Annotated in this window: 13 protein-coding genes; 12 read left to right on the forward strand and 1 reads right to left on the reverse strand. The window is 40.0% G+C overall.

Going from position 1 to position 13,562, the window contains the following annotated elements:
• Positions 1-32: 32 nt before the first annotated feature.
• The 11 genes from prfB to LCL91_RS10090 all read left to right on the forward strand — a co-directional run bounded on the left by prfB (position 33) and on the right by LCL91_RS10090 (position 10,506).
• A protein-coding gene (prfB, locus tag LCL91_RS10040; protein WP_224882105.1) for a peptide chain release factor 2 occupies positions 33-1,143 on the forward strand; the annotation gives its coding sequence in 2 pieces (ribosomal slippage) (positions 33-104 and positions 106-1,143; 1,110 coding nt in all).
• A gap of 308 nt (positions 1,144-1,451) precedes the next feature.
• Positions 1,452-2,249, forward strand: coding sequence for a YitT family protein (locus LCL91_RS10045; RefSeq protein ID WP_420541528.1), 798 nt, complete (start codon positions 1,452-1,454; stop codon positions 2,247-2,249).
• Positions 2,250-2,290: 41 nt separating this feature from the next.
• Complete coding sequence (cccB, locus tag LCL91_RS10050; RefSeq protein ID WP_224882106.1) at positions 2,291-2,665, forward strand: cytochrome c551; 375 nt, start codon at positions 2,291-2,293, stop codon at positions 2,663-2,665.
• A 320-nt stretch (positions 2,666-2,985) separates the two neighbouring features.
• Positions 2,986-3,672, forward strand: coding sequence for a cell division ATP-binding protein FtsE (ftsE, locus tag LCL91_RS10055; protein ID WP_098445059.1), 687 nt, complete (start codon positions 2,986-2,988; stop codon positions 3,670-3,672).
• Positions 3,662-4,555 (forward strand): permease-like cell division protein FtsX, encoded by an 894-nt coding sequence (gene ftsX / locus LCL91_RS10060; protein WP_224882107.1) that lies wholly within the window; start codon positions 3,662-3,664, stop codon positions 4,553-4,555. Before ftsE ends, ftsX begins: the two co-directional genes overlap by 11 nt.
• Positions 4,556-4,608: 53 nt before the next feature.
• Positions 4,609-5,976 carry a murein hydrolase activator EnvC family protein gene (locus tag LCL91_RS10065; protein WP_224882108.1) on the forward strand — a complete coding sequence of 456 codons (1,368 nt, stop codon included), beginning with the start codon at positions 4,609-4,611 and terminating at the stop codon, positions 5,974-5,976.
• A gap of 160 nt (positions 5,977-6,136) precedes the next feature.
• Positions 6,137-7,576 (forward strand): S41 family peptidase, encoded by a 1,440-nt coding sequence (locus tag LCL91_RS10070; RefSeq protein WP_224882351.1) that lies wholly within the window; start codon positions 6,137-6,139, stop codon positions 7,574-7,576.
• 153 nt (positions 7,577-7,729) lie between these two features.
• Positions 7,730-8,920, forward strand: coding sequence for a PDZ domain-containing protein (locus LCL91_RS10075; protein ID WP_224882109.1), 1,191 nt, complete (start codon positions 7,730-7,732; stop codon positions 8,918-8,920).
• Positions 8,921-9,181: 261 nt separating this feature from the next.
• Positions 9,182-9,526, forward strand: a complete 345-nt coding sequence (locus LCL91_RS10080; protein WP_224882111.1) for a hypothetical protein — start codon at positions 9,182-9,184, stop codon at positions 9,524-9,526.
• A 71-nt stretch (positions 9,527-9,597) separates the two neighbouring features.
• Positions 9,598-10,152: an acyl-CoA thioesterase gene (locus LCL91_RS10085; protein WP_224882113.1), complete on the forward strand. Its 555-nt coding sequence runs from the start codon at positions 9,598-9,600 to the stop codon at positions 10,150-10,152.
• Between the two features lie 123 nt (positions 10,153-10,275).
• Entirely contained in the window at positions 10,276-10,506 is a 231-nt protein-coding gene (locus tag LCL91_RS10090) for a DUF2198 family protein (RefSeq protein ID WP_224882115.1), read from the forward strand.
• 3 nt (positions 10,507-10,509) lie between these two features.
• On the opposite strand, the gene LCL91_RS10095 is transcribed toward LCL91_RS10090, so the two are convergent.
• Positions 10,510-11,382, reverse strand: coding sequence for a sulfite exporter TauE/SafE family protein (locus LCL91_RS10095; protein ID WP_224882117.1), 873 nt, complete (start codon positions 11,380-11,382; stop codon positions 10,510-10,512).
• 201 nt (positions 11,383-11,583) lie between these two features.
• On the opposite strand from LCL91_RS10095, the gene uvrB reads away from it, so the two are divergent.
• Positions 11,584-13,560: an excinuclease ABC subunit UvrB gene (gene uvrB, locus LCL91_RS10100; protein ID WP_224882119.1), complete on the forward strand. Its 1,977-nt coding sequence runs from the start codon at positions 11,584-11,586 to the stop codon at positions 13,558-13,560.
• Positions 13,561-13,562 lie beyond the last annotated feature (2 nt).

Consider the following 13,562-nt stretch of genomic DNA (forward strand, 5'->3'; position numbering starts at 1 on the left):
TGTAAAATAACGAAAAACTTGAGGTGCAAACGATGGAAATGCATGAAATTAGAAGCGAACTAAATACAATTGAAACACGACTAAATGATTTTAGGGGGTCTCTTTGACCTCGAAAATAAGAGAGCCCGGATTGATGAACTAGATATTCAGATGACAGATCCAGACTTCTGGAATGACCAGAATGCTGCTCAAAAAGTGATCAACGAATCCAATTCGTTAAAAGAAGCAGTAAATGAATTTGATTCACTTCAAGAAAATTATGAGAACCTTGAAGTTTCTTATGAATTAGTGAAGGAAGAGAACGATCAGGAGCTATTTGAAGATCTTGAAGTTGAAATTAAGGATCTAAAAAAAGCGGTGAATCAATTCGAATTAACGCTTCTGTTAAGTGAAGAACATGATAAGAATAACGCCATCCTTGAACTACACCCAGGTGCAGGCGGTACGGAATCTCAGGACTGGGCATCGATGCTTCTTCGGATGTACACACGTTATGGCGAGAAAAAAGGTTTTAAAGTGGAGACACTTGATTATCTTCCAGGCGATGAGGCAGGCGTGAAAAGCGTTACCCTAAACTTTAAAGGTCATAATGCTTACGGCTATTTGAAAGCTGAAAAAGGCGTTCATCGCCTTGTTCGTATTTCACCTTTTGACTCAAGTGGTCGACGTCACACATCGTTTGTTTCTTGTGAAGTGATGCCTGAATTTAACGATGAAATTGAAATTGATATTCGTACCGAAGATTTGAAAATTGATACGTATCGTGCAAGTGGAGCTGGCGGACAGCACATTAATACGACGGACTCTGCTGTTCGAATTACGCACCTTCCAACAAATGTTGTTGTGAGTTGTCAGGGAGAACGCTCACAAATAAAAAACCGCGAACAAGCGATGAAAATGTTGAAAGCAAAGCTATATCAACTAAAAATTGAAGAACAAGAAGCGGAGCTTGATGAAATTCGCGGCGAGCAAAAAGAAATTGGTTGGGGTAGTCAAATTCGTTCATATGTTTTCCACCCCTATAGTATGGTGAAGGACCATCGTACAAATATGGAAGTCGGAAACACTCAATCTGTCATGGATGGGGATCTTGATCCTTTTATCGATGCGTTCTTGCGATCTCGTTTAAATGATCATAATTAAGGAAAAGCCCTTCTGCCGAAAGAAGGGCTTTTTCCTATTTTAACAGGAAATACTTGCAATGATGATTTGAAGGAAATGGGGCAAAGTAAGAAAGAATAGAAGAGCACTTCAACCTGATAACGCGCTGCTACAATGCGGTTTACACCCTATAAACCCGGTGATATACTACGAAAGGCTTTGGCTTATGGATAAGCAGTGACGAAAATCATAGAAGTAAGTGAGTGAGTAGAGTTATGATAGCAACGTTAGCGAAGTTTACAGCGAGAAAAGTTTCACCTTATCATCGGATATTGGAATATGTAAGCGTTATGGTTGGGTCAGCCATCGTAGCGATCGCCTTTAATCTTTTCCTTCTTCCTAATAGTATTGCTTCTGGTGGAGTGAGTGGAATCAGTACAATTACAAAAGGGGTTTTTGATTGGAAACCAGCTTATGTACAGTGGGCATTTAACATCCCGTTGTTTATTAGCGGCTTGATTTTTCTTGGTAAAAAATATGGTCCCAAAACATTGGTGGGAACACTTTTCCTCCCTTTTGTCGTAAAGTTAACTGAAAATGTTGAACCCGCGACAACCGACCCTTTATTAGGTGCTTTGTTCGGTGGTTTAGGTGTCGGTATTGGTTTAGGAATTGTGTTTAGAGGAAAAGCCTCAACAGGTGGGACTGATCTTGCTGCTCAGATCGTGAATAAGTATACGGGCGTTTCACTTGGTACGTGTGTCTTTATGATTGATGGGCTGATTGTCGTGGCATCAGCATTTGTCTTTAGCCTTGAAGAAGCTCTTTATGCCCTGATTGCGATGTACTTAACAGGTAAAACGATTGATGTTGTTCAGCTGGGTCTTGGTTACTCAAAAATGGCCCTCATTATTTCAGATAAAGAAGAAGAGTTGCGAGAAGGAATCATTACTGTCATTGATCGAGGAGTAACGAGAATATCTGGTCAGGGTGGTTACACAAACGATAAACGACCAATCCTTATGGTGGTTGTAGCGCAAAATGAAGTTACAAAGCTAAAAGAGCTAGTAAAAGGCGTTGATCCGTCAGCGTTTGTTATTGTTTCGAATGCAACTGAAGTGTTAGGAGAAGGTTTTAAAAGAGAATAACCCGGTAATAGTATAGAAAAAGATTGGAAAAGGGTGGAATTATGAAGAAATGGATCGGGATTTTATTTGCAGTTGTCTTACTTTTTAGCCTTGCAGCGTGTGGTGGAGGAAACAGTGAAAATGAAAGCAGTAATGACAGTTCTTCAAACAACGCTTCTGAAAATGCAGAAGAGTCGTCCGGAGAATATGATGCATCAGCTGCAGAAGCGACTTATCAAACGAATTGTTTGAGTTGTCATGGTGAAAACCTTCAAGGGAAAGTAGGTCCAAAGCTTTCGGACATAGGCTCTCGGTTATCAAAAGATGAAATCCTAGCGGTGATACAGAATGGGAAGGGCCAAATGCCTGGAAACATTCTAAGAGGAGATACAGAACAAGAAGAAAATTTAGCTTCTTGGCTAGCGGATATGAAATAATGGTGAAAGCACTCGAATAGAGTGCTTTTTTGATACGCTAAAATAATAACCTTTTTTACATCCAACCATCCATTTATTATCTCCCGAAATATAGAGCGAAATTGTGTAAGATTCTATTGATTATTAATGCATTATTGCAGAAGATGTCATATTGAACGTTCTTGAAACAAAAATGTAATAAAAATTTGTCTTAAAATAGCGAATTTGTTTGTTATAATATCTTCAGATGTAAAGGAACTAATTCAAAAACGAACTATCAATAAGAACCTTACTCCTAAGAATTTGCATCGAGAATTTAAGCAAGTAGGAAGTGGTACAATTTGATCGAAATGAAAGATGTTTGGAAAACGTATAACAATGGCATTAAAGCGATTAACGGAATTGATATTAAGATTGATAAAGGCGAGTTTGTTTACATAGTTGGGCCAAGTGGTGCTGGTAAATCTACCTTTATGAGAATGATGTACCGGGAAGAAAAGGCTACAAGTGGAACAATCGTTATTAATGGAAAAGACGTTGGCAAATTAAAGAATAAGCATGTGCCTAAGCTACGCCGCGAAATCGGCGTTGTTTTTCAGGATTTCAAGCTTTTACCAAGGCTAACAGTTTATGAGAACGTCGCTTTTGCTCTTGAAGTCATCGAAGAAAGCAAAGCAAATACGCGCAAGAGAGTCATGGAAACGTTGAGTCTCGTTAATTTGAAAAACAAAGCAAGATTCCTTCCGGACGAACTTTCTGGAGGAGAACAGCAGAGGGTTTCAATAGCAAGAGCGATCGTCAATAACCCTCACATTCTGCTTACAGATGAACCAACGGGGAATCTGGATCCAGAAACAGCATGGGGCATTATGGATATACTTGATCAAATCAACAATCGCGGTACAACTGTTATTATGGCAACCCATAATAAAGATATTGTGAATACATTCAGAAAACGTGTTATTGCAATTGATGGTGGTTTAGTAACCCGTGATGAAGCAAGAGGTGAATACGGGTATGAAAATTAAAACGTTTGGTCGACACGGAAAAGAGGGTTTTAAGAACCTTGGACGAAATGGCTGGATGACTTTCGCTTCTATTTCTGCAGTGACCGTTACGCTCCTTCTCGTTGGGGTGTGTCTCGCGCTGCTTCTGAATTTAAAAGCATTTGGGGATCAACTTGAGAGCGATGTTGAAATCAGTGCGTTCATCGATTTAACTGCGAAGCAAGACCAGCAGGATGAACTAAAGGAAAGCATTGAGAACATTTCAGGAGTTGAAACAGTTACTTTTCAATCTAAAGAAGAAGGATTGGATAATTTAATTGAGAACCTCGGAGATAATGGAGAGGTTTTTGAATCGCTAAAAGAAGAAAATCCTCTAAGCGATGCGTTCTTAGTTAAAACCACGGATCCTCAAGATGTTAATGATGTGGCAAAACAAATTCAGCAGCTAGATAATGTACAAGACGTTGAATTTGCTGAAGACACGGTTAATCGACTGTTTAAAGTACTTGAAATTGCACGAAATGTTGGACTAGCACTTGTCGTTGGATTACTATTCACAGCAATGTTCCTCATTTCTAACACAATTAAACTAACAATTGTTGCCAGAAGTCATGAAATTGAAATTATGAAACTAGTAGGAGCGACTAATTGGTTTATTCGCTGGCCGTTTCTAATAGAAGGTATTCTGATCGGGATCTTCGGCTCAATTATTCCAATAGGAATTCTAATCTATGGATACTACTATTTAATTGAGTTAATAGCGAATCGTTTTCCGACTTTATTTATCGATTTACTACCAGTAACACCGTTTGTCTATCAGCTATCTGGGTTGTTAATTGTCCTCGGTGTCATTATTGGCGTATGGGGAAGTCTTACGTCAATGCGTAAATTCTTAAAAGTTTAAATGAAAAGAGTAACAGATAAATAGATTGATCTATTTTGGGGGAGGAACAAAGATTGAAGCAAAAAATAATGGCAACAGCTCTAACAATAACACTAGGATTAAGTGGACTGTCAGCAGCACTTCCACAAACAGCTAGTGCAGAGAATCTTGATGAACAACTTAATAATGTTAAAGAAAAGCAGTCGTCAAATGAAAAAGAGTTGCAGAAAAAGGAATCTGAACTTGCTGATGTAAAAGCAGAGCAAGAAGACGTTCAAGCGGAAATTGAGAAGCTTAACAAAGAAGTAGCTGAAACTGACGAAAAAATCACAGCAAAAGAGCAAGAAATTAAAGAAACAAATACTGAAATTGATCAATTAAAAGATGAAATTAAAGCATTGGAAGAACGCATTGCTGAACGTGATAAACTTCTGAAAGACCGTGTTCGTTCCATGCAACAAAACGGTGGCGGAACGGTTGACTACATGGAAGTGCTTCTAGGAGCAACAGATTTCAGTGATTTAGTAGAGCGCGTTCTTGCTCTAAATACGATCGCCGATCAAGATAAGAAAATTCTTGAAGAGCATAAAGCAGACAAGGAAGCCGTTGAAGAAAAGAAAGCTCAAGTGGAAGATAAGTTAGCTTCTCTTGAAGAAAATAAAGCAGAGCTTGAGGATCTTAAAGCAGATCTTGATTCTAAAAAAGCACAAAAAGATAAGTTAATGAAGTCTCTTGAAGAAGAAGAAGGCGAACTTCATAACCACATGATGGACTTAAATGAAACGGCTGAAATTCTTTCTGCCCAAGAAACAGCTGTCAAACAAGAAATCAAACGTGCGGAAGAAGCAGCTCGTAAAGCTGAAGAAGAGCGCAAAGCAGCTGCAGCTAAAGCGGCAAAAGAAAAGGCTGAAGCAGAAGCAGCGGCAAAAGCTAAAAAAGAAGCAGCTTCAAGCTCAAGTAATTCCAGCAGTTCAAGTAACTCAAGCAGTTCAAACTCAGCACCGGCGCCAACACCAGCACCAGAACCGGCACCAGCACCATCAAGTAACGCATCTTTCATTAAGCCTGCAGCAGGTCCAATTACATCTGGACTAGGACAACGTTGGGGCACATTCCATGCGGGAATTGATATTGCTCAAGGTGGCAGTAACCCTGTATCAGCGGCAGCTGATGGTACTGTGTTAAGATCTTATCACTCAGATTCATACGGTAATGTAGTGTTCATCACACATAGTATTAACGGACAGATGTACACGACTGTTTACGCTCATTTACAAAATCGCGCAGTATCTACTGGTCAAACGGTAAGTCAAGGCACTTATTTAGGTACAATGGGTAACTCCGGACATTCTACTGGACAACATTTACACTTTGAAATTCACAAAGGTTCATGGAATTCCAGTAAGTCTAATGCCGTTGACCCAATGAACTACATTCGATAAACGGATTATCCTGTATTATCCATTTTCCTTTCCCCTCACAGTCTGAGATGGAAACATAATGAAAACAACTGAATCATATAGTACAATAAGATGAAAAGGCATCGCATCGTTATGATGGGGTGCCTTTTCCTTCAAATCAGAAGAGGTGAGTACAATGAAGATACAGGGGAAAGTTGTGGCTTTGCTTGTCTTGATCGCCCTCGTTATCGGTTCAGGTGGTACATATGCAGCCTTTACGCTATTTCAGGACGAGCCTGAAGGAAGCGCCAAATCTTTAACGCTTGGATCAGGAAATGAAATAGAGTCAGAAGAGCTAACGAAAATTAATAAAGCTTATGAGTTAATTAAAGATCGCTATGTGAGCGATATTGATCAGAAAGATCTGTTAGATGGGGCCATTAAAGGGATGGTGGATACGCTAGAAGATCCTTATTCTGTTTATATGGATCCAAAGACAGCTGAGCAATTTAGTCAATCGCTTGGTTCTTCTTTTGAAGGAATTGGAGCAGAGGTGAATATGATGGATGGAAGAGTCACCATTGTATCCCCTTATAAGGACTCTCCAGCGGAAAAAGCAGGTCTTCGTCCAAACGATAAAATTATGACAATTGATGGCGAAAGCACGGAAGGACTGGATTTATATGATGCGGTTCTAAAAATTCGTGGTGAAAAAGGAACGGTTGTGACACTTGGTGTTCTACGTCCTGGGGCTTCAGAAGTGATGACGGTGGAAGTGACTCGTGACGAAATTCCAATCGAGACAGTCCATGCGGACACCATCAAAGAAAATGGGAAGACAATCGGTGTCTTACAAGTAACGTCCTTTTCAGAAGATACTGCTAAAAGTTTCTCTAAAGAATTAGAAAAGCTCGAAGATCAGGGAATCGACGGTCTTGTCCTGGATGTTCGAAATAATCCGGGTGGTCTTTTGAATGTCGTTTCAGATATGGCTGAGGAACTGATTCCGAATGATAAGCCATATGTTCAAATAGAAGATCGTGAGGGTGAGAAGCAGGGATCTGTTTCTTCTCTTGAAGAGAAAAAAGACTATCCAATCGTAGGACTTATTGATCGTGGTAGTGCTTCAGCTGCAGAAATTCTCGCTGGTGCGCTGAAAGAAGCTGGCGGCTATGATTTGGTCGGTGAGTCTTCATTTGGTAAAGGAACGGTTCAATCGACGGTGGACCTTGGAGATGGTAGCAACATTAAATTAACGATGTTTAAATGGTTAACACCTGATGGTAATTGGATTCACAAAGAAGGAATTGAGCCTACAGTTGAGGCGAAACAGCCTGATTACTTCTATGTTAATCCATTGTCTTCTGAAAAAACACTATCGTTTGATCAAAACAATGAACAAGTGGAATCTGCTCAAGTGATGTTAAAAGGACTTGGATTTGAACCAGGTCGAACAGATGGCTACTTCAGTGATAAAACAGTTACAGCTGTAAAAGCTTTTCAACGTTCGAATGATATAAATGTATCGGGTAAAATAGACGAAAAGACGGCTCAAAAACTTCAGGAGAATATTATTGATTCCATTCGCAATCCTGATAACGATGTGCAGCTCGAAACAGCAGTTGAGCTTCTTACGAAATAATCGTAAGAAGGAATTGAACGGTTGATGTCGAAGCTATTCCGCAGGAAAACCTGCGGAATTTTTTTTCGAATTTCTCTGTTTGCAGTCGCTTTGCTCTGCATATTGATTTATGACTTCTAGATAAATAGGAACTTACGCATGGAGGATTACTAAATGGACACTTTTGGCCTATCTATACTTAAAGGGATTATAAGCTTTTTTCTACATCCCCTCACGTATATCACAATCATCGGAGCATTTCTTCTTGGGAGGTCACGAGTAAAACGTGACCGCAGAGATTTTCATACGAGAGTGCACGATGTGCTGGATGACGTCGTGTTTGCTATCGTACCTTGTTTAATCATTGGAGCTGCCTTTTTGCTCTTTAATCTGTTTCTAGGTCTAACAGTTCCTTTCAGTACGACGGTCGTCATGAGCATTGCAGCATTATTACTTTTAATCACAGGACAAATTCGTTTTTTGTCTCCAGCTTTTGTTATGATTCTTCCAGTTTTTGCGGCGTTGTTTTATACGCCACGTGATCTTGGCAACAATACGTTGAATAGGATGCAAGAAGGGATTGGATCAGTTTCGCTTGTAGCGCTCGCCCTTTTAGTTGGGCTTCTAGTCTTTATCGAAGGGTTCTTAATTGCTACGAACGCCGGGAAGCAGACTTCTCCAAGACTTGTTGAAAGTAAGCGTGGTAAGATTGTAGGATCCCATGAAATGCAGAGATTATGGCTTTTACCATTGTTTCTTTTTCTTCCGGTAGGTAATGTTGAATCTCTTTCTTGGTGGCCACTTCTGGATTTCGGTAACGAGACCTATGCCTTTCTTCTCCTTCCGTTCCCAATTGGTTTTCGAAAACTTATTCACCATGCCCTACCGCTTCCTGAAATGAAAACTAACGGTAGACAAGTTGCTCTTCTAGGTGCTGGAACACTGATCCTTGGTATAATCAGTTATTTTCTCGACAACGAGTGGGTCGCTTTAACTGCGATTGGCTTAGTCATAGTAGGACGAGCTGGAATATTACTTCTTCATCGTGGTAAAAACAAGCCCGCCTATTTTAATGAGCGAAATGAAGGCTTAGTCATTTTAGGAATCATTCCTGGGTCTCCAGCCGATCAAATGAGTCTACAGGTTGGTGAAGTGATTTCAAAAGTAAATGGTCTTTCATTAGGGAAAGGCGTCGACTTCTATACAGCACTTCAACGGAATGCCGCCTTTTGTAAATTAGAGGTTCTCGACATTAATGGAGAGATAAGGTTCGAACAAAAAGCACTTTATAACAATACGCATCATGAACTTGGTTTATTGTTCGTAAAAGAAAATCGCTTTGAGGATCAGGAAGAAGCCCAATAATATTGATTGAAAAAGAAGAAGGTATCTGCCTTCTTCTTTTTTTTTCTGCAAAACGTGTTCAAAAAAGTTAAACCTTCTTTTTGAAAAAAATGTCTAAATTTCTATGCCATTTTGTTATAGGGTCTATTCAAGAAATATATGGAAGAGTCAGAATCGACTGAACACCTGCATGGTTGCGTTTACACGGATTTTGACAGTCTTGTTTGTTCAGAAATCCCTTGCTACAATTTGATCATTCTTAACGTAAAGGAGCATGTCACAATGACTGGAGAAACTCATCTACAGCAACAATTGATGGATCTCAATGCGAGAGAAATGAAGTTGCTTCAGAAGTTTGAAATAGAGCGTGAAACGATTATGAGTCAAATGAATGGCAGCACTTCGGTAGTAACAGAAGCCCCAACAAAGGAAGTTGTGAAAATCTTGGAACGGTCACAAGTCGGTATGGGACCTCTTTACCTCTCGGATTTACTCGAAAAGCATTATGGAATTACGATTTCAAAGTCATCACTTTTTAATATTCTCATGATGTTAGCTGAATCTACAGAATACCCAATCAGTCGTATTAGCGAAAAATGCTTTAAATATAATACCAAAGTCATTTAGTCATAGAGCGTTCTTTTCCAATTCTCTTACAAAAAAAGAGCGGCTTTATTAAGAAAGAAAAGGTGATTAGAATGAACAATGAATTAGAAAATAGCCACATGAAGTCAACGAATGAGTCTAGGACTGCGAAAGCGACAGTCGTTAACCCAACTCATACGAATATTCATGGAACGTTATTTGGAGGCCAATTAATGGCGTTTATTGATGATGTTGCTCTTATTTCAGCAACTCGTCATTCAAGAAGACCTTGTGTGACAGCTTCAACCGATTCGGTGGATTTTCTTCACCCAATTCATCAGGGAGACATCGTCTGTCTGGAATCAATGGTAACGTGGACACATAAAACATCAATGGAAGTTTTTGTGAAAGCTATTGCGGAGAAAATGTTCACCGGTGAACGTCATGTTTGTGCAACAGCGCTTCTAACGTTTGTTGCTCTTGATGAAGAAGGGAACCCGGTTGAAGTACCTGGTGTTTATCCTGAAACGGAAGAAGAAAAATTCTTGAATGAAACAGCTGCTGAACGTAAAGAACTTCGTAGAGGAAGAAAGGGCGAAAGTCGAAAATTAGCGCGTGAATTCGGCACGCCAAAACCGTGGGATGCTACGCAATTTACTGGGGTGTAAAGACTAAACCGTAATCAGCCTCACCGAGTTAAAAGAGAGAATTCCTTACTCATCATAGCTTTCTCTCCCTATCTTGTTGTAAGATGGGGAGAGAAGTGTTTAGAGAGAGGGGAACTCATCCGTATGCAGGGAATATTAATTGCTTTATTAGTTCCAGCGATAATTATGGTCGTGTTTACACGAGTAACATATAACACATACGTTAGCTTTGGATTAACCATTTTATTTATGTGGGCTGTATTCGGTGGTATTGACCATCCCATTCACCTTATTTTATTAACAATACTGTCTTCGCTCGTAGGTTTTTATTTTTCGATGCAAACCCAAAAAAAGAACAAGAAAAAAATGAAGTAGCGTCTATTCAAAAAAGAATAGGCGCTTCTTTTTCGTCCAATACTGGTAAAGAAATAGCCCCATTAACGTCATAATGTATCCGATTAGAATGAGGAGGCCAGGAATTGTTTGATGAAGTAGCTTTAAAACAATACTTATCATTGTAAAAAAATAAAGTATGCCAAGTAACTTCTTCATCATTTTTTCAGGAAAAGAAGCTGTTACACTTGCCCCAAATCGAGCCCCAACTAATGCCCCAATCACAAGAATAGTAGCAAGCGTAATCGGGATCGAGACCGTTTGTATGTAAGAGAAAAAACCTGTCGATACAATGAAGAAGATTGACGTAAGTGATGTACCAACGGCTAGTTGGGCTGGTATACCTAATACACTTATTAATAACGGTACCATCACGAAGCCGCCCCCAACGCCAAGAATTGAAGAAACAAATCCGCCTAGTAAGCCGATTAGGATTGGTCCAAGAGGGGAAAAGGTAGTAGTACTTCTATTCCCAGCGTTTTTTTTAGCTTCGAACAGCATTGATAGTGAAAAATACCCTAAAAGAAAGATATACAATAGGGAGATTACCGTATCATCTAGTCCTTCTTTAGTGAGATAGAGGACGAGTGGCTTAGCAAGTTGAGTTCCAATCATGCCACTAATTGATAGAAATAGTGTAGTTTTTGCTGTGAATTTCTTACTTTGTATATACGTTAAAGCTCCAGAAAGCGATGTACTCATACTGTAAAGTAAACTGATTGTGATGGCGGTTGATGGCGAATACCCAAGAAGTAGAAGGATAGGTGTGAGTAGAAACCCACCGCCCACCCCGAAAAAACCCGAGATCGCTCCAATGGCTATGCCTGTTGGTAAAGCCCATAAAAGCAGCAATAACAATAATAAAACCCCTTTTTAGTAAAGCTAGTTAAACGGTAAACAGAAGCTGAATCACTCTGTCCACCTTTAACAGCATACAGGAGTTTCATCTCGAGAGAAAGTTAGTAAAAAAACGCGAATGTCAGTTCGCTTTAATTGAAGTTTTGCCTAACATCTGTGTTATAATAAATCACAGGAAAGATAGGAACGGAGGCGAAGATGGTGGAGAAAAAGTTTGAGTTGGTATCGGATTATGAGCCTCAAGGTGACCAGCCAGAAGCAATCAAGAAGCTCGTGAAAGGTGTTCAACAAAATGAACGTCATCAAACGTTGCTTGGTGCAACTGGAACCGGTAAAACGTTTACGATGTCAAACGTGATTCAAGAAGTGAATAAACCTACCCTTATTATTGCGCACAATAAAACGCTGGCAGGACAGTTATATAGCGAATTTAAAGAGTACTTCCCACATAATGCAGTGGAATACTTCGTCAGCTATTATGATTACTATCAGCCGGAAGCTTACATACCGCAATCCGATACATTTATTGAAAAAGATGCAAGTATTAATGATGAAATTGATAAGCTTCGCCACTCAGCAACATCCAGTTTATTTGAGCGTAATGATGTTATTATCGTAGCGAGTGTTTCTTGTATTTATGGTCTCGGTAATCCAGAAGAATACAAGAGCTTAGTGCTATCTCTTCGAAAAGGAATGGAGAAAGATCGCGATCAGTTACTGCGGGATATGGTCGATATTCAATATGCGCGTAATGATATTAATTTTACACGCGGGACATTTCGCGTTCGAGGAGACGTTGTGGAAATTTTCCCAGCCTCTCGTGATGAGCACTGCATTCGTATTGAATTCTTTGGGGACGAAATTGATCGTATTACAGAAGTGAATTCGTTAACTGGTGAGATTCTAGGGGAGAGAGAGCACGTAGCCATTTTCCCAGCCTCTCACTTCGTAACCCGTGAAGAAAAGTTAAAAATCGCTATCCAGCGAATTGAAGCTGAGCTTGAAGAAAGGCTTAAAGTTCTAAATGACGAAGGAAAACTTCTCGAAGCACAGCGTCTAGAGCAGCGAACAAGATATGATATTGAAATGATGGCCGAGATGGGATTCTGTTCAGGAATTGAAAACTATTCAAGACATTTAACACTTCGTGAAGCGGGAGCAACGCCATATACGTTAATGGACTACTTCCCAGAAGACTTCTTAATTATGGTCGATGAGTCTCATGTTACGCTTCCTCAAGTAAGAGGTATGTATAACGGTGACCAGGCGAGAAAAGGCGTGCTAGTCGATCACGGCTTCCGACTACCTTCTGCGAAAGATAATCGCCCTCTTCGATTTGAAGAGTTTGAAGAGAAAGCTCATCAGTTTGTCTATGTATCGGCAACGCCCGGTCCATATGAAGGGGAGCATTCGACGCAAGTTGTGGAGCAGATTATTCGTCCAACTGGGCTTCTTGATCCTACGATTGAAATGCGTCCAATCGAAGGTCAGATTGATGATCTACTAGATGAAATTAATCAGCGCTCCGCTCGTAATGAACGTGTGCTTGTTACCACCCTCACGAAAAAGATGTCAGAAGACTTAACGGATTATTTACTTGAAATGGGGGTAAAGGTACGTTACCTGCACTCTGAAATAAAAACGCTTGAACGAATTGAGATTCTACGTGATTTACGCTTAGGGGTATTTGATGTATTAGTTGGAATTAACCTTCTTAGAGAGGGACTCGATATTCCTGAAGTGTCACTTGTCGCCATTTTGGATGCGGATAAAGAAGGTTTCTTGAGATCAGAACGCTCCTTAATTCAAACAATTGGACGTGCGGCGCGTAACTCCAGCGGACATGTTATTTTATATGCCGATAAAGTTACGAATTCGATGGAAATTGCGATGAACGAAACAAGTCGACGTCGTGAAATTCAACAAGAATACAACACCAAGTACGGTATTACCCCAACGACCATTAAGAAAAAAGTTCGTGAAGGCATCCGAGCCACTATTGCAGCTGAAGAAGGCGAAGAATATACAGTACCAACCCCAGGTAAGATGAACAAACAAGAACGTGCAAAAGTGATTGAAAATGTAGAAAAAGAAATGAAGGATGCTGCGCGAGACCTTAATTTCGAGCGCGCTGCTGAACTTCGTGACCTATTATTAGAGCTTAAAGCGGAAGGATGACG

The sequence above is a fragment of the Guptibacillus hwajinpoensis genome, assembly GCF_020171785.1.
Taxonomy (GTDB): domain Bacteria; phylum Bacillota; class Bacilli; order Bacillales; family Guptibacillaceae; genus Guptibacillus; species Guptibacillus sedimenti.

Excerpts from the sequence above, each read along its gene's own strand:
- LCL91_RS10045 (WP_420541528.1), top strand. The coding sequence starts at position 1,452 with ATGGTTGGGTCAGCCATCGTAGCGATCGCCTTTAATCTTTTCCTTCTT.
- LCL91_RS10075 (WP_224882109.1), top strand. The coding sequence starts at position 7,730 with ATGGACACTTTTGGCCTATCTATACTTAAAGGGATTATAAGCTTTTTT.
- LCL91_RS10090 (WP_224882115.1), top strand. The coding sequence starts at position 10,276 with ATGCAGGGAATATTAATTGCTTTATTAGTTCCAGCGATAATTATGGTC.
- LCL91_RS10080 (WP_224882111.1), top strand. The coding sequence starts at position 9,182 with ATGACTGGAGAAACTCATCTACAGCAACAATTGATGGATCTCAATGCG.
- ftsX (WP_224882107.1), top strand. The coding sequence starts at position 3,662 with ATGAAAATTAAAACGTTTGGTCGACACGGAAAAGAGGGTTTTAAGAAC.
- cccB (WP_224882106.1), top strand. The coding sequence starts at position 2,291 with ATGAAGAAATGGATCGGGATTTTATTTGCAGTTGTCTTACTTTTTAGC.
- LCL91_RS10085 (WP_224882113.1), top strand. The coding sequence starts at position 9,598 with ATGAACAATGAATTAGAAAATAGCCACATGAAGTCAACGAATGAGTCT.